We start from the raw sequence: 19948 nt of genomic DNA on the forward strand, positions 1-19948 counted from the left end.
TGAGCACCATAACATACTGGAGAGTAAAGATGGATACGCTCGCCGCGATCGGCCGCTGGCTGGGTAAGCAGCACGTCGTGACCTGGTGCGTCGCCCGCGATGATGAGCTGTGGTGCGCCAATGCTTTTTACGTTTATGACCCGGAGAAGGTCGCATTTTATCTGCTCAGCGATGAAAAAACGCGCCACGGCCAAATGACCGGGGAAAGCGCCAACGTGGCCGGGACGGTCAACGGCCAGCCAAAGAGCGTGGCGCTGATCCGCGGCGTACAGTTCAAAGGTAAAATTCGCCGCCTCGCCGGGGAAGAAGAGGCGGCGATGCGCAAGCGCTACGTCAGCCGTTTTCCGGTGGCCCGCATGCTATCGGCGCCAGTCTGGGAGATTCGTCCCGATGAGATCAAGTTCACCGATAACACGCTGGGCTTTGGGAAAAAGCTGCACTGGCTGCGCGAATCAGGCGCCGAGCAGGCGTAAGGCTTCACGATTAAAGGCCGGCAGGTCGTCCGGGGTTCTGCTGGTCACCAGCTGTTCGTTGTCGATCACCACTTCCTGGTCATAGAATTCGCCACCGGCGTTTTTCACGTCGACTACGATAGGCTTCACGGCCGTCAGTTTACGCCCGCGAATCACATCAGCGCTAATCAACAGCTGCGGGCCATGGCAGATGGCGAAGACCGGTTTGCCGCTATTGACAAAATCGCGGGTGAAGGTGACAAAGCGTTCGTCGCCGCGCAGCGAGTCCGGTGAATATCCGCCCGGCAGCAGCAGGGCGTCGAAGTCGGCAGGGCTGACGTCATCAATAGCTTTATCGATAACGACTTCAGCTTCCCCTTTTTTTCCTTTTACCTTCTTCCCCGCCTGTTTTTCAATGGTCACCACCTTGTGTCCGGCCAGACGGTAGGCGTCCGCGGGTGAGGTGAACTCCGAGTCTTCAAAGTCGTCGGTAATTAAAACGGCTATCTTCTTACTCATTCTTCCTCCAGTGTTTCGGTGTGGAATGAGGCATTTCCCTGATGATGATGGATAATTACCTCGTAGAGTATTAAGTCTGGAACATGAGGCTGGGATCGCAACATAGAAAAATCTGCAAAGGAGTTTCGATGAGTCAGGTACTGTTAACGGGGGCAACCGGGTTAGTTGGTGGTCACTTACTGCGAATGCTACTCAACGCACCGGATATTAAGTCCATTGCTGCGCCCACGCGTCGGCCGCTGAGCGATATCTCCGGCGTATTTAACCCGCACGATCCGCAGCTCACGGATGCGCTGGCGCAGGTGGTCGATCCGGTCGATATTGTTTTCTGCTGCCTGGGGACCACCCGCCGGGAAGCGGGAAGCAAAGAGGCGTTTGTGCATGCCGATTATACGCTGGTCATTGATACCGCGCTGGTGGGGAAAAAGCTGGGCGCGCAGCATATGCTGGTGGTCAGCGCGATGGGGGCGAACGCGCATTCCCCCTTTTTCTATAATCGGGTAAAAGGCGAGATGGAAGAGGCGCTGATTGCGCAGCAGTGGCCGAGGTTGACGATTGCCCGTCCATCAATGCTGGTAGGCGAGCGCGAAAAAAAACGCGCCGGCGAGACGCTCCTTGCGCCGCTTTTTAGCCTGCTGCCGGGAAACCTGAAATCGATAGACGCGCGGGACGTGGCAAGCGCGCTACTCGCGGAGGCGCTCTCGCCCGCGCAGGAAGGCGTCCGCATTCTCTCCTCGTCGCAGCTGCGCGAGAGGGCCGCGCGCGCGGGGGATTACTGATTTCCAAAGTTTCCCCGGAGGCGTAGTATTCATGTCCTCAATTTATCATGACACTCCCTGGGGAATGCTATGGCTGGTCAGTCTTCATCTCAGGCGGCAGCACCGTTTCAATGGTGGAAGCCCGCGCTGTTTTTTCTCGTCGTTATCGTTGGTCTGTGGTTCGTTAAATGGCAGCCCTATTACGGCAAAGCCTTTACCGCCGCTGAGACGCACAGTATCGGCAAATCCATTCTTGCAAATAGCGATGCGAATCCTTTCGCTGCGGCCTGGGATTACGCGCTGGTCTATTTCCTGGCGGTATGGAAAGCGGCGGTATTAGGCGTGCTGCTGGGATCGCTCATTCAGGTGCTGATCCCGCGTGACTGGCTGCGGCGCACGTTAGGGCAATCGCGTTTTCGCGGTACGCTGCTGGGGACCGCATTCTCTCTACCGGGGATGATGTGCACTTGCTGCGCCGCGCCGGTGGCTGCGGGAATGCGTAAACAGCAGGTATCCATGGGCGGCGCGCTGGCATTCTGGCTGGGCAATCCGCTGCTCAACCCGGCGACGCTGGTGTTTATGGGCTTCGTGCTGGGCTGGCAGTTTGCGCTGATTCGCCTGCTGGCGGGACTGGCGACCGTACTGGTGGTCGCCACGCTGGTTCAGAAATGGGTGAAAGAAGCGGCGACGCAGCCGGTTCCCGTGCCTGAAATGTCGGTCACAACGGGGCAGGACGGCTTCTTCAGCCGCTGGCTGCGCGCGCTGTGGACGCTGTTCTGGAATACCATCCCGGTTTATATTCTGGCGGTTCTGGTGCTGGGCGCCGCGCGGGTGTGGCTATTCCCTCACGCCGATGGCGTGGTGGAGAATACGCTGTTCTGGGTGATTGCCATGGCGATTGTCGGCTGCCTGTTTGTGATACCGACGGCGGCGGAGATCCCGATTGTGCAGACCATGATGCTGGCAGGAATGGGCACGGCGCCCGCGCTGGCGCTGCTGATTACGCTGCCTGCTGTTAGCGTACCGTCACTGATTATGCTGCGTAAAGCGTTCCCGGCGAAGGCGCTGTGGCTGACCGGTGGGCTGGTGGCGCTGTGCGGCGCGGTGGTTGGGGGCGTCGCTTTACTCTGATGATCTTCCCGGAGGCGGCGCTGCGCGCCTGTCCGGGCTACCGGCCCACAGCCAACGGTGAACCCGTAGCCCGGCTCAGCGTAGCGCAAGCCGGGGGCAGAGACGCTTACTTGATATAGGTAAAGGCGGTGGTGACGCGAGACACGCCGCTCACCCGGCTGGCGATATCCGCCGCCGCGCGTCCTTCACGGTCGGTGACCAGACCCATCAGGAACACTTCACCGTTTTCGGTTGTCACCTTCACGTTGGAGGATTTCACCTGGTCGGTACCCAGCAGCTGGGAGCGGACTTTGGTGGTGATCCAGGTATCCGAAGACGCGGTTCCTAAGCCGATCGGCTGGCCCTGACGCACTTCGTTAAACACCTCCGTCGTACCTTCTACGCCCATAGCGATTTGCTTCGCGCGCGCGGAGAGATCGGACGTTGGGGACTGCCCGGTCAGCAGAACTTTGCCCTGGTAGGCGGTCACGTTGATGCGGGCCTGTTTCTTAATTTGTTCATCTTTCGACAGCGCGCTGTTAACGCGCAGCTCCAGCGTGCTGTCGTCCACCTGAGTACCTACCGTACGCGGGTCCGTCGCGGCTTTAGTGCCGACTGCTGCCGTTCCGACTACCGCAGCAGCAACGCATCCCTGAAGCAGTAGCGCAGACAGCAGAATGGCGAGGGGCGAGAGAGCCTTCATGTGTTCTCCTTAATCGTCCTGGTGTGGAAAAAGCGTGTTATCGATCAAATCGCACAGACAGTTGACGGTGAGCATGTGCATTTCCTGAATTCGCGCGCTGCGATGCGACGGAATGCGGATTTCGACGTCCTGCTGCCCTAACAGGCCAGCCAGTTCACCGCCGTCATAACCGGTTAACGCCACGATAGTCATATCGCGGGTGACCGCCGCTTCCACGGCTTTCACGATGTCCCGGCTGTTGCCGCGCGTAGAAATCGCCAGCAGCACGTCGCCGGCGTGTCCCAACGCTCGCACCTGCTTAGCATAGATTTCGTCATGCAGGCGATCGTTGGCAATTGCGGTTAAGACCACATTATCGGTATTTAGTGCAATGGCGGGTAAACCAGGACGCTCTGTTTCAAAACGGTTAATCATACTGGCAGCAAAATGCTGTGCGTTGGCGGCGGAAGTGCCATTACCACAACAGAGGATTTTGTTGCCGTTCAGCAGCGACTGAACGAGCGTCATCGCCGCACGGGAGATGGCGTCCGGGAGTGCTTCCGCTGCTGCAATTTGGGTTTGAATGCTTTCGGTGAAGCAGGCTTTGATTCTGTCGAGCACGGGATCCCTTAATTCGTTTACGCTATTCGCCAAAGGCGTTTTTTAGCCATTGGATGTCGTTTCCGGTGAAGGCTACCACATCGAAACGGCAATCCACAGTCTCAAAGCTCCCATTCTGTCGGCAGAGCCACAGACGCGCGGCTTTGAGCAGTCTTTGTTGCTTTTGCGGCGTCACGCTGGAGGCGGCATCGCCGTAGTTTGCGCTGCGACGATAGCGTACTTCGACAAAGACGGTGACGCTGCCGTCGCGCATGATGAGGTCTATCTCGCCGCCGCGCTCGCGGACGTTGGCGGCGATAAAACGCAGACCCTGGCTCTCCAGCCAGCGGCGCGCCTGGGTTTCCCAGGCATCGCCGGTCTGTTTACTTAGTTGGCCGCGACGATTTGCCCACCCTGGTATTTGAGCCATGACAGTTTCCTGTTGATCACGCAATCCTGAGTGGCCGTGAGATCGCCGGTATTGCCGTTCAGCTCAAAGCCGGGAACCTGGCGCATCTGCGAGAAATGGTTGGCAAGGGACCAGGCGTCGGCGCCCATGGCGTACAGGCGCGCCAGCGAGTAGTCGTTACGAACGGCGGCCAGCGCCTGCTGCTGCAGGGCAGGGTTACTTCCCGCCAGCATCGGGATCTCGCTATATTGCAGACCTTCCATCTCCAGACGGAAGTCCGGTCCGGAAGTCCCCTGGGCGCTGCGGGAGCTGGCGTAGAGCGTCACGCCGCTCTGGCTGCCGTTACGCAGGGCGATCATCGGTTTGATGTAAGCGATTTGTTCCGGCGTGGCCAGGATATACGCGGCGTCGACGCCGCCGGTGCTGCTGACCGGCACATCGCTCGGGCTACCCAGGGCGCTGTCCTGCGCTGACGGCAGGGTTGAGACCGGCGTACCGCTTAGCGAAATACCGCTGTTGACGCTGCCGCGCAGCTCGGCGGTGGAGCCCAGGCGCTGTTGCAGGACGGTACCGCCCCCCAGCTTCAGCCACTCGTTGGCGAAGGCGGTAACCACCCGATCGCCCAGGGCGCCGCGAGGCACCAGCAGCAGCGGAGTCTGTTTGCCCTGATCGTGAATGTGATGCGCCGCGTCGCGGGCTTCATCTTCCGGCGAGAGGGCGAAATAGCAGATATTGGCCCGGCTTTCGACTTTTTCCGGCTGATTGAGCGCCAGCACGTTCAGCGAGGTATTGCTCTTGATGACATCTTCGACATTATCTTTCAGCAGCGGACCGACGACGATGGTCGCGCCATCCTGCTGCACCTGGGCCAGCAGCTGGCTCATTGGCTGAGTGGTGGTGTCGTAGATTTTCAGTTCTGCGGAAGGGTTGGCTGGCGTTGCGGCGACGGCCTGAGCCTGCGGCGCTTCCGCCGGCTGGCTGGTGGCCTCCGGCGACGGGACTTGTACTGCCGCCGGCGCGGTGACCGGCGCCGCGGTTTGCGCCTGGTCGGCCGCTGGCGCCTGTACCGGAGTCTGAGCGTTATTGGTGGTCGTCAGATCGGTGACCTCCGCCTGCGATGGGCTGACTACGGCGCTTTCGGCAACGTTCGCCGCCTGGGCGACCTGGGCGGGTACTGCGCTTCCTGCAACGGCAGGCGCGCCGTTCTTCGCCGCTTCAAAGCCCTGCTGGATCGTGCGGCCAAAAATCGCCGCCTGGCCGTTTAACGGCAGCAGCAGGGCGATTTTATTGGTCGATGCGGCCTGGTAGTTCTGCATATTCACTAACTGCGTCGGCAGCATTTTCGCCCCCGGGTTTTGCGGGTAGCGAGTCTGCCAGTCTTTCACTCCCGCCTTGAGCATCGTCGGATCGCTGCGGTTATCAAACCACATGCGCTGCAGATCCAGCCAGCCCTGCAGGACGTTCTCATCGGCGTTAATGACCAGCGCGTTGGCCTGATCTTTGGTCATGGCGGTGAGCGCTTTCCAGGTCGCGTCGATGTTTTTCTGCTTTTGCGCAGGCAGGCTTAACAGCGACTGTTGGGCAATCAGGGCCCGCAGCAGGTTCAGCGAAGGTTGACCCTGGCTGGCGTCAATTTGCGCCTGCCAGTAGCGGGGCAGCTGGTTCTCCTCAAGGCTTGCCGGGTCGAGCTTGCTGAGCAGCGTCTGCGCGCCCTGGAAATCGTTCTGCGCCAGCTTCACTTCCACCGCCAGCAGCGACCTTTCGCGGCTTTGCGCACCATTGAGATTAGACGGTAGCTGGTTGAACAGGTCGATCGCCTGCGGTTTCTTACCTTCCTTCAGCAGTGCACGAATGGCGAGTAATTGCCAGTTGGTCTTGCTATCATTCGTGCTTTGCTGCATCTGTTGCAGATAGTAACTGGAGTCTGCCTGGGCCGTACCCTGCAAATACGCCGTACTTTGATCCGGAGTATGGGTACCGCAGCCGGCAAAGATCAGCGCGGCCAGCAGTACGGGCAGACAACGCACGGGTTTAGAACGAAGAAATGTTGACGGTACCATATGTGTCCAGTGATATTTTTTTGGCTCAATGCTCAATATTAATTCGGCAATACGGACGAGACAATGAAACAACACGAATCAGCAGATAATTCTCAGGGACAGCTCTATATTGTGCCCACTCCGATAGGGAATCTGTCTGATATCACGCAACGCGCGCTGGAAGTGTTGCAAGCCGTTGATTTAGTTGCAGCGGAAGATACCCGCCATACCGGTTTGCTGCTGCAGCATTTTGCGATCAACGCCCGTTTATTCGCGCTTCATGACCACAACGAGCAGCAAAAGGCGGAAACGCTGGTCGCGAAGCTTAAAGCGGGGCAAAACATCGCGCTGGTTTCCGACGCCGGAACGCCGCTGATTAACGATCCCGGCTATCATCTGGTGCGCACCTGCCGTGAAGCTAATATTCGCGTGGTGCCTCTGCCCGGCCCCTGTGCGGCGATTGCGGCGCTGAGCGCGGCGGGTCTGCCTTCGGATCGCTTCTGCTATGAAGGCTTTCTGCCTGCCAAATCCAAAGGGCGTCGTGACACGCTGAAGGCGCTGGAAGAAGAGCCGCGGACGATTATTTTTTATGAGTCTACCCACCGCCTGCTGGAAAGCCTGGAGGATATCTGCGCTGTGCTGGGGGAGTCCCGCTACGTGGTGCTGGCACGTGAGCTGACCAAAACCTGGGAATCGATTCACGGAGCGCCGATCGGCGAGCTGCTGGCATGGGTGAAAGAGGACGAAAATCGCCGTAAAGGCGAGATGGTGCTGATCGTAGAAGGTTTTAAAGCGCAGGAAGAGGCGCTGCCGGCGGTAGCGCTGCGTACGCTGGCCCTGCTGCAGGCTGAGCTGCCGCTGAAAAAAGCCGCCGCGCTGGCTGCGGAAATCCACAGCGTGAAGAAAAACGCCCTGTATAAGTATGCCCTGGAGCAGCAGGGGTAAGCAGAATGCCCGGGCGATTGCCCGGGCCAATACCTTATTTAGCGGGGGTTGCTTCGAATACAAGCATCTGTAATGGCTGCAACGTGACGACAATTGGGGCCTGGTATTTATCAGGGAATGTCGAATTGCTCCCGTAGATGCTTCTTAACGTGAAGTTTGAGGTTGCCCCATGCGGAAGCTCAAATGCTTTCGTCAGGTCGAGATAGTATTGCTGCGGTTTATCCGATGGGTTACGTATCCCCAGGATAGCTTTTTCTTTGCTCCAGGATGCCCAACCATACACTTCCAGCGCAGTCGGATCGCCGCCCACCCAGTGGGTATCGACTAATATATCGGCGTTAGCGCGGGACCATTTTGCCGCCTGCGCCAGGACATCCCATTTCGCTTTATTGAGCATGGACGGTGTGATGTAAAGCTCTTGTAGCTGGGTGCCGGTAGCGAAATAGCTCCATACTTGATCGGCAAAGTCGCTATCCGTTTGTACCTTCTCAAGCCCGTAATAGGCGTTTTCAGCGCTAACTATGCCGTGGTACATCAGTGAGTTAAGTGGAAATAGTGGACCTTTTCGTACGATAGAGCGCCAGGTTTCTGCATCCCGATAAGTCATCCATTGCTGTACTGGCGTGCCGGGACCGTAGAGATTAATGTCATCACCCTGACGCCAGATAGCGTCAGCATAGAACAGCCATGAGGGGCTGGCGTTGGTCCCGGTGGTTAAATTAATAAACTGATTTGGGTTGGCGCTACGCATATTATGAAGTAGGGCAATTGACGCATCGAAGTCAGATGCGAACTCACTACCTTTAATATGTGAATTTGCGTTCCCCATACCATCCAGTTTAAATGAAGTGATATGCTCTTCTTTAATTAAATTAATAATCTGTGCATTAAAGTTTTTAAAATAGTTAGGGCCGGAGAGCGCAAATTTTCCATCGACGGTTTCGAAGCCATATTCTTTAGCATGGGATACGCGAATATCCCGCGGCTTGTTATATCCGCCCCAGGGAGAAAGCCAGAGTCCGATTGAACTATGCAAGCTATCGGCTTTTTCTCTTACCTTACTGAATCCGTTGCTAAAAGCCGGACCAAATAACCATCTTCCGGTCCGATCATCCCAGCCATCATCTAACAGGAAGGCATCCAGCATTACACCGCGTCCGGTAATGAATTCCTTATTCCATTCATCCATACGCTGTAGAACTTCGGGTTCGGTATAGGTGGTAAAGAATCCAATATCCATCCAGCTGTTGTAGTGCAGATAGGGCTTATAGGGCCGCGGGCGAACCGCATTGATAAACTGGTTGACGCTTCGGCGTAGCTGGTTGATTTCCGGGAATGTACCGAACCAGGTGGTATAGCTAACGGCGGTGCCTGGCTGTAAAGGTGTTTTTAGTTCAACATTAAGATTGGTGGTTGCTTCATAAGCCCAGGTGTTCACTACGGGTTTATTCGGCAATATAAAAAATGAATCAGCAATAATCGGCGAGCTATTTATTGAGCCTTCTACCCACGGGGCTTGTGACTGTTTTCTGGTGGGGAAAAACGTGATTTTAGAGACCTCTTGCGCCTTCCCGAGGGCGGTAATCGTATAATCAATGCTGGCGTATTTATCTTTAACCAGATTCAGTTTTACCTCGACGTTAAAATCCGGATGAGCATAATCAATGATAATGGTGTTATCTTTCTTATCTACATGCTTTATTTTAAAGTCAGCGGCGTGAATGACCGTTTCATCCGGAAGAGTAAGAAAGAAAAGCTCTTCGGGTGAAAGCTGATGCTGTGATTTAACGTCTTTAAGCGCCATCACAGAATTCGCATCGTTAAATGAAACGGCAAGGTATTTGCTGTCCAGTGCATATTGGGCGGCGAAAGCCCCGTTGGAAATAAGCAGAGCCAGTAACGAAACATTGAGCGTTTTTTTCATGAGAAAAGTCCTTGTTTTCGTTTTTTTCAGAGGTAAGCAGCGTTAGCCTCCATTGGGTTAACGCTTTGGTAAGGGGGAGGTGCTGGGGGCTGGCTACACTCAGGCTTCGGCGATTTGTAAAAGGCGGTTGGCCGACCCGCATACGGCGATCTTACTGCGTACCACCTCTTTCATCGCGTTCATGCCAACGCGCATGTAATAACGCGGATCGTTACCTTGCGGATTTTCGGCAAACCATTTTTTCACCGCAGCAGCAAAGGCGATTTTCAGTTCAGTAGCGACATTGACTTTGCACACACCCAGTTCGATGGTGCGGCGAACATACTCATCAGGCACATCGCTTGCGCCATGGAGTACCAGCGGAATATCCACCACTTCACGGATTTCCGCCAGACGCTGGAAGTCGATTTTGGGTTTTTTGGTGTAAAGGCCATGAGCCGTACCAATCGCTACGGCCAGGCTATCTACGCCCGTTAGCTCAATAAAACGTTTGGCTTCCTGCGGATCGGTCAAAAACGCGCTTTCCGCATCCACACTCATGTCGTCTTCTACTCCACCCAGGCGTCCGAGTTCAGCTTCTACGCTACAGTCGCGGGCATGGCAAAAATCCACCACCGATTTTACCAGTTTCACATTCTCTTCAAACGGGAAGTGGCTGCCGTCGATCATGGCGCTGCGTACGCCTGCGTCCACTTTCCGGCGAATATCTTCCAGCGATTCATGGTGATCGAGATGCAGAGCCAGCGGAATGCCGAAACTGGTGGAGTAGGCGCGGCATAGCGCGTAGATCTCCTCCAGCGCAATATGCTTAAAAGTACCCGGGGTTCCGGCGAGGATCACGGGTGATTGCATTTCGCTGCACACTTCCAGAATCGCCTGGATCGTTTCGGCGTTATGGATGTTGAACGCGGGTACCGCGTAGCCTTTTGCCTGGGCATCCTGCAGGAGATACTTGGTAGAAATAATGCTCATGATCGGATCCTCTTAAGCCAGCCATGGATGAATAACGACGCCCTGCACTACGCGGTTAACCGTGCCGCTGGCGGAGGGGGTATCCGGCGTATTTCCTACGGCGATCGACTGCGTAAGGGCGAATACCTGGGCGTACATCAGGAAGCAGAAGGCCAGTTCTACATCAACGAAGTGACGCGCTGGCGGCAGAAGGATATGTGGGCCAGCTTCAATAACGGCATCGCTCTCCGCGGCGATGGCCACCACACGCATGGCCTGCCGATCGCGCCGTAGTTCTGCCAGCAGGTCGAGATCGTATTGGCGGGTGTAGGGGTGGCTAGATATATACACCACAACCAGCGTTTCGTTATCGACCAGTGATTTTGGTCCATGGCGGAAACCGGTCGGTGAGTCATAGAACGCTGCCAGCTTACCCGCCGTTAGCTCCAGGACCTTTAACGCCGATTCACGCGCAGCGCCCTGTAACCCACCGCTGCCGAGATAAACGATCCGCTTCCAGGGCTCGCTGCCAAATACGCCGTGGCTGAAATCGCCGAGTGAGGTCAGTATTGCGTGGCAGCGATCGGCCACATCGCGGAATGTCTGGCTGTTAATAACTTCTGGCGCAAAGGCCGCCAGGCAGCTGGCCATCATTGTGGTAATACTGCTGGTCATCGCAAAGCCGCGATCGTGCGTTTCTGCTGGCATCAATAGCGCAAAGGCGTTCCCGTTCTCAAGAGCGTTTTGATAAAGGCTACCCGCTTCGTTGCAGGTAATTGAAAGGTGATAGCACTCCGGGACGAACTGGTTTGCCAGCTCAACGGCGGCTACGCTCTCCGGGCTGTTGCCGGAACGGGCGAAGGAGACCAGCAGTAGCGGATGCGCCGGGTTCAGGTAATCCATCGGATTGGTAACCAGATCGGTAGTTGGTACCGCGCTAATGTTTTTTGCGCTGTGATTAGCAAGCCATGGAGCGATGATTTCGCCGATAAATGCCGAAGTGCCAGCTCCGGTCAGGATGATCCGCAGATCGTTTTTATGCAGCAGTGGCGTGAGAAAGTTGTCGATCGCCGGACGAATATTGTCGATGTTTTTCAGTGAGTGCATCCAACAGACAGGCTGCTGACGGATCTCTTCTTCTGTCCAGGTTCCGGTCGCCGCGGCAGCAGGGGTATAAATTTCTGACATAACGTAAGTCCTTATCTTGTGAACTCCACATCAGACGCTGGCAAATTGTCGCTATCTTTCGTTTTGTTTCACTTGTTCATGTGATCGATTGATTAAAATTTATAGGAAAGAAATCGAAAGTTCAATGATGCAAAATGAAATAAAACGAAATTTGTGATCGAGGGAGCGGGGGTTTTATATATGTAATTGATAAATGGATAATAAATCCCATGAAAGCAACGTGAGAGTTTTGTTTTACGAAAGGAAAAGAAAGTAAAGGCCTTGCGATCGTAAGTCGAAGGCCACTATGACGTTTAATGAAGGGCTATAGAGGGAAAACCTGGCCCTGAATCCATATCCCTTGTAAATGCAGTCCACCGTTGAGGGCGATGGCGCTGGCGCGTTTACCGGCCTTTAGCGAACCTAACTGATGGTCGATTCCCAGCAGACGGGCTGGATGTAGTGAAGCCATATGGATAGCATTCTCAGGGGAAATACCGGTGAGTTCGACCATATTACGAACCGCCGCATCTACCGAAAGCGTACTGCCCGCCAGACTACCGGAAGCGGTCCGCACAATACCACCACGCATCTCTACCTTTTGGCCGCATAAGGTATAGCTCCCGTCAGGCATTCCCGCGGCCTGCATCGCATCGGTAATTAGTACTATCCGGTCTTGCGCGCAGCTGCAGCATAGCTTCATGGCAGTGGGGTGAACGTGGTGTCCGTCGGCGATAAGTTCCAGCCATGCACGTGCGTCGGTTAACCCTGCGCCAACCATGCCCGGTTCCCTATGGTGTAATCCCGTCATACCGTTATAGCAATGCACCAGCCCGCCCGCACCGGCATCAAAAGCGCTCCGGGTTTGCTCGCAGGTCGCCGCGCTATGCCCCAACATTACCCGCAGACCTCGATGCTTCAGATGGTTAATCGCCTGAAGTGCTCCGGTTTTTTCCGGTGCCAGCGCAACCACGCGCAGGGTATCGCGAGAAATGGCTATCATTTCATCCAGTTCTGCGAGATCCAGTTCGCGGAACCATTCCGCAGGATGAGCGCCTTTGTTCTGCGGCGTAAAATAAGGACCTTCCAGATAGCTTCCCAGCACCTGCGCTCCGGGACCTCCGGAATAGCAGCGTTGCGCTATACGCGCCAGCACTCGGTGTATCGTCTCTAACGGAGCCGTAACGGTGGTGGGGAGCCAGCCGGCAACCCCTTCACGTGCTTTGTGCATGGCTAGTTTATCAAGTACATCCGGAGCATCGTCCATCACATCGACCCCGGCGCCACCGTGGACGTGAGTATCGATGTAAGCGGGAGCGAGTAGCTCAGCATCACGGAGCATGGTTCCCATGGAGATAGGCTCTATTGCCGTAATGACACCCTCTTCAATACGCAGTTGATGATCGTCCAGCCAGCCTTGTTCCGTCAGCAGACGTCTGGCGCGCAGAATTTGTGTCATATCCCTTCCTCGGCGGTGCTCTCTTCGCGACAGCGTCCTAGCTCGTCCACCAGACTGGTCAAGCCACGGTGCCCGCACTCCAGGGCCTGTATGCGAAACGCCTCGCCGCTGAGTTCATCGCGATCCAGCACCATTTCCAGCAGTAGCTGCAGGTTGGTGCCGGTAATCACTTCACGGCCGGTTTTTTGCATCGCCAGTGTTGATGCAACGCGGAATGGCGTCCCGCCGAGCAGGTCGGTCAGGAATATGAGGCCTTCCTCGCCGTCCAGTTCTCCAACAGCCTGCTCAAGCTGCGAGGTAAGCAGCGCGGTGGTGGAAGTCTCAGGAAAATCGATAGCGATAAAGTGAGACTGCTCGCCGAGGATCTGTTTCATCGCTTTTTCCATGCCGCTGGCAAATCCGCCATGCCCCGTCAAAATGATACCTAACATCTCTGACCTCTTTTGCTTTACAGGAAGTGACAGAATTTACCGACGACGCCCAGAACCACGGTGATGCCAATAAGGCGCAGCGGACTCCAGCCTCTGCGTACCAGCCAGTACATGGTCAGGGTATAGACCAGCGGCAAAAATGCGGGCATCAATTTATCAATAACGTCGGCCTGCAGTTTAACCACCGCATCGCCGGCCTTGATTTCGAGCGTCGTATTCAGGCGAACATAGGTTGCTACCAGCGCCCCAATGACCGTCATCCCAACGATTGACGCCGCATGACCCACTTTCTTTGTGTTCGCTTTGATAAGCGGAATTGCTGCGACGCCCATTCGATATGCATAGTGCGCCAGACCAAAGCGTAGACCGAGATGGACGACGTTAAACAACACGATAAAGACTATGGCGCCAAGGATAGAGCCTTGCAGCGCCAGGCTGGCTCCTATCCCGCCGCAGATCGGCAAGAGCGTCAACCAGAACATGGCATCGCCAATCCCACCGAGCGGTGCGCCAACGGCGATTTTGGTGCTTTGGATGCTGTTGACATCCTGCTTGGAGCGTTCCATTGCCAGAATGATGCCAATAACAAACGTCACCAGGAAAGGATGGGTATTAAAGAATCCCATATGGCCTTTCATGGCTCGGGCCAAATCGCGTTTGTTGGTATGGATCTTTTTCAACGCGGGTAGCAGACCGTATAGCCAACCAGATGCCTGCATACGCTCATAGTTAAAAGAAGCCTGCAGCAGCATGGAACGCCAGGCCACGCGGTTAATGTCTTTTTTAGTGAGATCGGCGCCAATATTCTGATCTTCATAGACGTTTTCATTCACCCCGGTGAGCAGCGTTTCTTCATTTTCAGTCGTATTCGACAAGGTATGTTGGTTAGATGCCATCTTCGAATTCCTCTTTCTGTGCCGCTGGTTTAGTCGGTTCGGGAGATTTACGCAGCAGATCGATCAGCGCCATTGCCAGCGCGGCCGCGGCGATAGCCAGGACCGGAAGCTTGAGCCAGGCCGCGGCAACGAAACCTATGATGAAATAAGGGATATAGACGTTTTTCAGCATGATTTTTAGCAGTACGGCAAAGCCGATAGCGGGCATGATGCCGCCTGCAACGCCCAGGCCGTCAATCAGACGTTCGGGCAGCACATCAATGGCGGTTTTCGCGTGTTCTGCTCCGAAGTAAATTGGCAGGAAAGCGCAAAGGAAGTAGAAAATGCCTAGCGCCAGCAGCGCCAGATAGTTAACCCGTTCAATACCTGCTGTATCGGCATTTGCGGCCATGCGATCGCAGCGGGACATCACGCCGGACATGACGGAGAACAGGAAGGTAATGCCCATTTGTACTGCGACGGCAAACGGTACGGCGACCCCTACAGCCACGTCAGGTTTCACGCCGGTGGTTATGGCAAAAGTTGTTCCCACGATAGTGCCAATAATGACGTTAGGCGGCTGAGCGCCAGCCAGCGGCGCCAGACCCATCCACACCAGTTCCAGCGTGCCGCCGGTTAAAATACCGGTATGCAGATCGCCCAGAATCAGACCAACCAGCGGCCCAAGTACCACTGGACGGTGCATGTGTGTTAAACCGTTGAACATATCGAGGCCGGCAATAAAGGCGAGAATACCTAATGCAAAAGCCTGCAACAGACTAATTTCCATTGTGAATCCCTCAAAGTAGTTTAAAGAGATCCAAAGCAGGTTCTGTCGGGACACCCTGAACGAAGCATTCCACTCCGGCCGCTTTCAGACCGTTAAAGGCGCTGATATCGTTCGCGTCGACAGAAACCGTTTTGGCAATTTGTTTTTTACCTTCGGCGTAATGCATGTTTCCCACATTGATGCGTGTGACGGGCACACCGCCTTCGACCAGCTTGAGAAAATCAGTCGGTGTTCTGCATACCAGTAAAATTTTCTGCCGGTCGGCGGCACGGTGAATGTTATCGATCGTTTTTTGCAGCGACCAGAAACGTACGGCAATCCCTTCGGCCAAAACCATTTCCATCAGATTCTGCTGCACGGTGTCTTCAGCGACTTCATCATTAGCGACCAGTACCAGATTTGCCCCCGCAAATCCGACCCACTGTACGCCTACCTGGCCATGGATGAGTCTTTCGTCAATACGACTCAGTACGATATTTGGCATAGCGTTTTCCTCTTAGTTGTTATCCGTTATGGAAGTAACGCCCTGACAGGCGGCATGGTACTGCTGCAGTATGTCCTGAATGTGGCTCATGATGAGTTCCCGCGGCGTGGCACTGAGATCTCCCTCGCGTACTTTTGCGTACTGCAAAGGTAAATACTGGCTGATAAGCGGTAGCGGGATTGGCTCACCCGCCAGATTGCGAACCAATCTTTCGAATGCGTCATCAATCTGGCTGTCCGGCCAGTAATAACGAACGCGATCGGAATAGCTGTAGCCGCGGGCCAGACGACGTGCGTTGCCATCGCCGTGATAGTGGCTTTGCCAGTATTCCGGGCGATCTAGCATTACGCTCTCAAGTACGTGACGCAGGCCAGAGCAGGCTTTGGCCGGCAACAGCTCCTCCTCAATGGCTGCTAGCGAGAACAGCGCTTCGCGCAGGGCGAAAGTCAACGCCGGACCAACTTTCAGAATGGCGAAGTGATCTTTCACTAGCTGGCGCAAAGATTGCGGCGTCTGGTAATCCGTGGAGTGTGCTTCGAATACCAACGTGTCGTAAGCTTCAACCATTTTGCTCAGAGCGACGGCTTTTTGCGGTTGGTAATCTATGATGTGCGTATGATCGAACTCGACGCCGGGTTGCACAACCAGGGCAATGATGCGGGACCAGATGGTATCCAGACCCAGTTTTTCAAACGCATGGCGATGGGCTTTCAGCGTGGCGCGTGCCGCATCGGGTGTAGTGACCTCTAGCTCGGCTAATGTTTCGTGGGCACCGCCTGGTACAGGCACTTCGGTGCCAATGACGTAGACGAGATCCGATTCGCCGAACTGCTCCACGCAGGTTTCCTCGGCAATCTTTGCCAGACGTGCAGCACGTTCAGCGACGATAGCATCGGTTAGCGGAACCGGATCGCCCTGACAGGACATGCTGCAATCAAGATGGATTTTTTTAAATCCAGAAGCCACGTAGCTTTTGATCAAACCGTCAGCATTGGCCATCGCCTGCTCTGCTGGCAGATGCTGCCAACGATTTGGGCCGAGATGGTCGCCGCCCAGAATTAACTGCTCTTCGGGGAAATCAAGCGAGTTGGCCAGTTGGCAGACAAAGTGGCGAAAATCAGCTGGGGTCATTCCCGTATAACCGCCAAACTGATCAACCTGATTGGAGGTTGCCTCGATCAGCAGAGGAGTTCGGTTAGCATGTGCGTAGCGTATTGCAGACTCCAGAACTAGTGGATGCGCCGAACAAACGGCATATATACCGTTTGCTTTCCCCCGTTTATGCTGTTCCACCATAGTCGTCAGATGTTTCACTTTCCTCTCCAGGTTGGATGGTTATGATAATTATCTTTCGTTTTGTTTCATTTTATACTGCATCATGGTGTTATAAAAATAAAACGAAAGATAATAGTTTTCCGATCTGTTTCACAAAAGAAACATAATGAAAGTGTTTTGCGGCGAGTTTATGGGCTGAGATACCTATCGCGGGGCTTGCATTCGGGTAAAAGAAAGGCGTTAATAAGGAAAACGAAATAAAACGAAAGAATTAGTTAAAGGATTTCTTATGAGCAACACAGACCATTCTGCAGATAAGCGGGTACCCGGTACCAGCGAAAGACGGGAGCAGATCATCCAGCGGTTGCGGCAGCATGGAAGCGTGCAGGTGAACGATCTTTCTGAATTGTTCGGCGTTTCTACGGTGACGATCCGTAACGATCTTGCGTTTCTAGAAAAGCAGGGGATCGCCGTTCGGGCTTATGGTGGTGCACTGATTTGCGACAGTAATATCCCCGGCGGAGAGCCTTCTGTTGAGGATAAAAGCTCGCTGAATACGGCGATAAAACGGCGTATCGCCGGAGCTGCTATTGCGCTGATCGGGCCGGGGCATCGCGTTATTCTCGATTCCGGTACCACGACATATGAGATCGCCCGTCTGCTGCGCGAGCATACTGACGTTATTGCTATGACCAACGGTATGAATGTTGCTAATGCATTACTTGAAGCGGATGGTGTTGAGCTGTTGATGACCGGTGGGCACTTGCGCCGTCAATCGCTTTCGTTCTATGGCGACCAGGCAGAACAGTCGTTGCAAAATTACCACTTCGATATGCTGTTTCTCGGTGTTGATGCGATCGATCTGGAGCGGGGCGTCAGCACCCATAATGAAGACGAGGCCAGACTAAATCGTCGGATGTGTGAGGTTGCGGAGCGCATTATCGTGGTCACCGACTCGACAAAATTCAACCGTTCCAGCTTGCATAAGATCGTCGACACTCAGCGGATCGATACCATCATCGTTGATGATGGTATCCCGCCAGAAAGCCTGGAGGGGCTGCGTAAGAGCGGCGTTGAAGTCATTCTGGTGAATGCGTAAATATTGATACGCCGGGGGCGATGCTCATTCACCGCCGCCCGGCTTTTCTGCTAAGGATTATCACGTCACCGGCGCCGGGTTAAACACCGCCAGCTGATTGTGCAATCCCCACTGATCCGAGAAGGTCTTCTTGCGGCCGCTGGCGACATCAAGAATAAATTCAAACAACTTCAGCCCTACCTCTTCGATGGTTTCTTCTCCGGTGGCGATGGTTCCCGCGTTGATATCCATTAAGTCATACCAGCGGTTTGCCAGCTCGGTACGCGTCGCCATTTTTATGACCGGCACGGCGACCAGGCCGTACGGCGTACCGCGACCGGTAGTAAAGACCTGCACCGTGATCCCGGAAGCCACCTGCTGAGTACCGCAGACAAAGTCGCTCGCCGGCGTCGCGGCGTAAATCAGCCCGCGTTTGGTCGGGCGCTGCCCCGGAGAGAGCACTTCGGCAATCGCGCTCTTCCCGGATTTAGCGATAGAGCCCAGCGCTTTCTCGACGACGTTCGCCAGGCCGCCTTTCTTGTTGCCCGGGGAGGGGTTGGCGCTGCGGTCGGTTTTGCCCATATCGAGATAGTTATCGTACCAGGCCATCTCCTCCAGCAGGCGTTTTCCGACTTCTTCGTTGATGGCGCGCGGCGTCAGCAAATGGATCGCATCGCGCACTTCGGTGACTTCCGAGAACATAACGGTCGCCCCGCAGCGCACCAGCAGATCGGACGCGTAGCCCACCGCCGGGTTGGCGGTGACGCCAGAAAACGCATCGCTGCCGCCGCACTGCATACCGACAACCAGCTCGGAGGCCGGGCAGGTTTCACGCTGGCGCTGGTTCAGCTTCTCCAGGTGGCGCTCGGCGACCTGCAGAATGTCATCTACCATTGATTTAAAACCGACGTGCTTCTCATCCTGCAGGCTGACGATGCTGGCGCTATCCACGGGGATACTTTTCACATCGTCGGTGCCTTCCAGCAGGCGCTCCGGCTGCAGTTTTTCGCAGCCAAGGCCAATCACCATCACTTCGCCGCCGAAGTTTGGATTGAGCGCCAGGTTATGAATGGTGCGGATCGGGACGACCGCCGCCGGAGCGTTAATCGCCACGCCGCAGCCATACAGGTGGTTGAGACCCACAACGCCATCGACGTTGGGATACTTCGGCAGCAGATCGCGTTCGATAATTTTCACCACATAATCGACGACGCCCGCCACGCAGTGCACGCTGGTGCTAATGCCGAGCAGGTTTTTAGTGCCCACGCTACCGTCGGTGTTGCGATAGCCTTCGAAGGTATAGCCTTCCAGCGGCGGCAGCGGCGCCGGGACTTTGGTCGCCAGCGGTAGGGTATGCAGCGGCGGCGCTTTCGGTAGTTCGACCAGCGATTCGTCAATCCAGCAGCCCTGCGGAATATCGCGTACCGCATAGCCAATCACTTCGCCATAGCGGATGATTTCACCGTGGACGGGAATATCGACCAGCGCGACTTTATGGCCTTGCGGGATATGTTCAACGAGCGTGAGCCCGTCAGGGAAACGCGTTCCGGCCTTTAAACCGCGATCGTTAACAATAATCGCCACGTTATCCGTTTCGTGTACTTTTATATAAAACGCCGTTGGCGATTCTTGTCTAATTTCAATATCAGCCATTGTCCAGTATTCTCCAGCAAGGTGCGAATAATAAAATAAAACGTTTATACCCATCATATTTCAAGCTGCATGTGCGTTGGCTTTCCTCGCTCACCCCAGTCACTTACTTTAGTAAGCTCCTGGGGATTCCCTGCGCTGCCGCCTTCATGCAACTCGAAATATTTAGGGTATATTCAATTTCTGATGTGCAGATTTGTGAAATAGAGAATGTCAGGTGTTTGAATCTGAAAATGTGATCTAAATCACCCATTGCTGCGCGGGCGAATACGTTAAAGAGGGAAATCGCTGGAACTGTGGAACAGCGCCCACTGATTATTGCATTTGCACAACAATAACGATAATTAAAC

General features: G+C 55.0%; 20 protein-coding genes. 5 read left to right on the top strand and 15 right to left on the bottom strand.

The features are described 5' to 3' along the window. Positions 1-29 precede the first annotated feature (29 nt). On the top strand, positions 30-473 hold the full coding sequence (locus tag ABLU88_RS15145; RefSeq protein WP_032751462.1) for a YhbP family protein: 444 nt from the start codon (positions 30-32) through the stop codon (positions 471-473). Here ABLU88_RS15145 and ABLU88_RS15150 read toward each other — a convergent pair. Further along, the gene (locus ABLU88_RS15150) at positions 453-971 is read right to left on the bottom strand and encodes a type 1 glutamine amidotransferase domain-containing protein (RefSeq protein ID WP_004854517.1); all 519 of its coding nucleotides are present in this window, start codon (positions 969-971) and stop codon (positions 453-455) included. The genes ABLU88_RS15145 and ABLU88_RS15150 overlap by 21 nt on opposite strands. Before the next feature lie 128 nt (positions 972-1099). On the opposite strand from ABLU88_RS15150, the gene ABLU88_RS15155 reads away from it, so the two are divergent. Next, positions 1100-1750, top strand: a complete 651-nt coding sequence (locus tag ABLU88_RS15155; RefSeq protein WP_032751460.1) for an NAD(P)H-binding protein — start codon at positions 1100-1102, stop codon at positions 1748-1750. A 69-nt stretch (positions 1751-1819) separates the two neighbouring features. Further along, on the top strand, positions 1820-2860 hold the full coding sequence (locus tag ABLU88_RS15160; protein WP_064358307.1) for a permease: 1041 nt from the start codon (positions 1820-1822) through the stop codon (positions 2858-2860). A 106-nt stretch (positions 2861-2966) separates the two neighbouring features. Here ABLU88_RS15160 and dolP read toward each other — a convergent pair whose 3' ends face one another. Genes dolP through ABLU88_RS15180 form a run of 4 tightly spaced genes read right to left on the bottom strand, consistent with a single transcriptional unit; the run spans position 2967 to position 6590 of the window. Continuing rightward, positions 2967-3542: a division/outer membrane stress-associated lipid-binding lipoprotein gene (dolP, locus tag ABLU88_RS15165; protein ID WP_004125578.1), complete on the bottom strand. Its 576-nt coding sequence runs from the start codon at positions 3540-3542 to the stop codon at positions 2967-2969. 9 nt (positions 3543-3551) lie between these two features. Next, positions 3552-4142, bottom strand: coding sequence for a DnaA initiator-associating protein DiaA (gene diaA / locus ABLU88_RS15170; protein WP_002918211.1), 591 nt, complete (start codon positions 4140-4142; stop codon positions 3552-3554). Positions 4143-4164: 22 nt separating this feature from the next. Then, complete coding sequence (locus ABLU88_RS15175; RefSeq protein ID WP_014226966.1) at positions 4165-4551, bottom strand: YraN family protein; 387 nt, start codon at positions 4549-4551, stop codon at positions 4165-4167. Continuing rightward, positions 4509-6590 carry a penicillin-binding protein activator gene (locus tag ABLU88_RS15180; protein WP_116280638.1) on the bottom strand — a complete coding sequence of 694 codons (2082 nt, stop codon included), beginning with the start codon at positions 6588-6590 and terminating at the stop codon, positions 4509-4511. Before ABLU88_RS15180 ends, ABLU88_RS15175 begins: the two co-directional genes overlap by 43 nt. Before the next feature lie 63 nt (positions 6591-6653). On the opposite strand from ABLU88_RS15180, the gene rsmI reads away from it, so the two are divergent. Then, the gene (gene rsmI / locus ABLU88_RS15185; RefSeq protein WP_064378039.1) at positions 6654-7514 is read left to right on the top strand and encodes a 16S rRNA (cytidine(1402)-2'-O)-methyltransferase; all 861 of its coding nucleotides are present in this window, start codon (positions 6654-6656) and stop codon (positions 7512-7514) included. Positions 7515-7548: 34 nt separating this feature from the next. On the opposite strand, the gene ABLU88_RS15190 is transcribed toward rsmI, so the two are convergent. The 9 genes from ABLU88_RS15190 to kbaZ form a co-directional block, all read right to left on the bottom strand. Further along, on the bottom strand, positions 7549-9438 hold the full coding sequence (locus ABLU88_RS15190) for an enterotoxin (RefSeq protein ID WP_032751456.1): 1890 nt from the start codon (positions 9436-9438) through the stop codon (positions 7549-7551). A 99-nt stretch (positions 9439-9537) separates the two neighbouring features. Next, the gene (gene kbaY / locus ABLU88_RS15195; RefSeq protein WP_004125566.1) at positions 9538-10410 is read right to left on the bottom strand and encodes a tagatose-bisphosphate aldolase subunit KbaY; all 873 of its coding nucleotides are present in this window, start codon (positions 10408-10410) and stop codon (positions 9538-9540) included. 12 nt (positions 10411-10422) lie between these two features. Beyond that, positions 10423-11577, bottom strand: coding sequence for an SIS domain-containing protein (locus ABLU88_RS15200; RefSeq protein WP_025108320.1), 1155 nt, complete (start codon positions 11575-11577; stop codon positions 10423-10425). A 304-nt stretch (positions 11578-11881) separates the two neighbouring features. Continuing rightward, entirely contained in the window at positions 11882-13015 is a 1134-nt protein-coding gene (nagA, locus tag ABLU88_RS15205) for an N-acetylglucosamine-6-phosphate deacetylase (RefSeq protein ID WP_265801054.1), read from the bottom strand. Further along, positions 13012-13446 carry a PTS galactosamine/N-acetylgalactosamine transporter subunit IIA gene (gene agaF, locus ABLU88_RS15210; RefSeq protein ID WP_004125557.1) on the bottom strand — a complete coding sequence of 145 codons (435 nt, stop codon included), beginning with the start codon at positions 13444-13446 and terminating at the stop codon, positions 13012-13014. Before agaF ends, nagA begins: the two co-directional genes overlap by 4 nt. Before the next feature lie 17 nt (positions 13447-13463). Further along, a complete protein-coding gene (gene agaE, locus ABLU88_RS15215; protein ID WP_004125554.1) occupies positions 13464-14342 on the bottom strand; it encodes a PTS N-acetylgalactosamine transporter subunit IID in 879 nt (292 codons plus the stop codon). Next, complete coding sequence (gene agaW, locus ABLU88_RS15220) at positions 14332-15111, bottom strand: PTS N-acetylgalactosamine transporter subunit IIC (RefSeq protein WP_009651887.1); 780 nt, start codon at positions 15109-15111, stop codon at positions 14332-14334. The genes agaE and agaW overlap by 11 nt, the downstream gene beginning before the upstream one ends. A gap of 10 nt (positions 15112-15121) precedes the next feature. Continuing rightward, a complete protein-coding gene (agaV, locus tag ABLU88_RS15225; RefSeq protein WP_025108323.1) occupies positions 15122-15595 on the bottom strand; it encodes a PTS N-acetylgalactosamine transporter subunit IIB in 474 nt (157 codons plus the stop codon). Between the two features lie 12 nt (positions 15596-15607). Next, positions 15608-16909, bottom strand: coding sequence for a tagatose-bisphosphate aldolase subunit KbaZ (gene kbaZ, locus ABLU88_RS15230; protein ID WP_025108324.1), 1302 nt, complete (start codon positions 16907-16909; stop codon positions 15608-15610). A gap of 250 nt (positions 16910-17159) precedes the next feature. Between kbaZ and ABLU88_RS15235 the strand changes: the two genes are divergently transcribed. Next, a complete protein-coding gene (locus tag ABLU88_RS15235; RefSeq protein ID WP_064358301.1) occupies positions 17160-17969 on the top strand; it encodes a DeoR family transcriptional regulator in 810 nt (269 codons plus the stop codon). Between the two features lie 60 nt (positions 17970-18029). On the opposite strand, the gene garD is transcribed toward ABLU88_RS15235, so the two are convergent. Beyond that, positions 18030-19601, bottom strand: coding sequence for a galactarate dehydratase (gene garD / locus ABLU88_RS15240; protein ID WP_348836923.1), 1572 nt, complete (start codon positions 19599-19601; stop codon positions 18030-18032). Positions 19602-19948: the final 347 nt, after the last annotated feature.

Source organism: Klebsiella sp. GW_Kp182 (assembly GCF_040062275.1).
GTDB classification, from domain to species: Bacteria; Pseudomonadota; Gammaproteobacteria; order Enterobacterales; family Enterobacteriaceae; genus Klebsiella; species Klebsiella michiganensis.

Coding starts and splice junctions, on each gene's coding strand:
- agaF (WP_004125557.1), bottom strand. CDS start 13,446: ATGTTAGGTATCATTTTGACGGGGCATGGCGGATTTGCCAGCGGCATG.
- dolP (WP_004125578.1), bottom strand. CDS start 3,542: ATGAAGGCTCTCTCGCCCCTCGCCATTCTGCTGTCTGCGCTACTGCTT.
- kbaY (WP_004125566.1), bottom strand. CDS start 10,410: ATGAGCATTATTTCTACCAAGTATCTCCTGCAGGATGCCCAGGCAAAA.
- ABLU88_RS15155 (WP_032751460.1), top strand. CDS start 1,100: ATGAGTCAGGTACTGTTAACGGGGGCAACCGGGTTAGTTGGTGGTCAC.
- ABLU88_RS15145 (WP_032751462.1), top strand. CDS start 30: ATGGATACGCTCGCCGCGATCGGCCGCTGGCTGGGTAAGCAGCACGTC.
- nagA (WP_265801054.1), bottom strand. CDS start 13,015: ATGACACAAATTCTGCGCGCCAGACGTCTGCTGACGGAACAAGGCTGG.
- agaV (WP_025108323.1), bottom strand. CDS start 15,595: ATGCCAAATATCGTACTGAGTCGTATTGACGAAAGACTCATCCATGGC.
- agaE (WP_004125554.1), bottom strand. CDS start 14,342: ATGGCATCTAACCAACATACCTTGTCGAATACGACTGAAAATGAAGAA.
- ABLU88_RS15200 (WP_025108320.1), bottom strand. CDS start 11,577: ATGTCAGAAATTTATACCCCTGCTGCCGCGGCGACCGGAACCTGGACA.
- ABLU88_RS15235 (WP_064358301.1), top strand. CDS start 17,160: ATGAGCAACACAGACCATTCTGCAGATAAGCGGGTACCCGGTACCAGC.
- ABLU88_RS15150 (WP_004854517.1), bottom strand. CDS start 971: ATGAGTAAGAAGATAGCCGTTTTAATTACCGACGACTTTGAAGACTCG.
- ABLU88_RS15160 (WP_064358307.1), top strand. CDS start 1,820: ATGGCTGGTCAGTCTTCATCTCAGGCGGCAGCACCGTTTCAATGGTGG.
- agaW (WP_009651887.1), bottom strand. CDS start 15,111: ATGGAAATTAGTCTGTTGCAGGCTTTTGCATTAGGTATTCTCGCCTTT.
- garD (WP_348836923.1), bottom strand. CDS start 19,601: ATGGCTGATATTGAAATTAGACAAGAATCGCCAACGGCGTTTTATATA.
- ABLU88_RS15190 (WP_032751456.1), bottom strand. CDS start 9,438: ATGAAAAAAACGCTCAATGTTTCGTTACTGGCTCTGCTTATTTCCAAC.
- ABLU88_RS15175 (WP_014226966.1), bottom strand. CDS start 4,551: ATGGCTCAAATACCAGGGTGGGCAAATCGTCGCGGCCAACTAAGTAAA.
- ABLU88_RS15180 (WP_116280638.1), bottom strand. CDS start 6,590: ATGGTACCGTCAACATTTCTTCGTTCTAAACCCGTGCGTTGTCTGCCC.
- rsmI (WP_064378039.1), top strand. CDS start 6,654: ATGAAACAACACGAATCAGCAGATAATTCTCAGGGACAGCTCTATATT.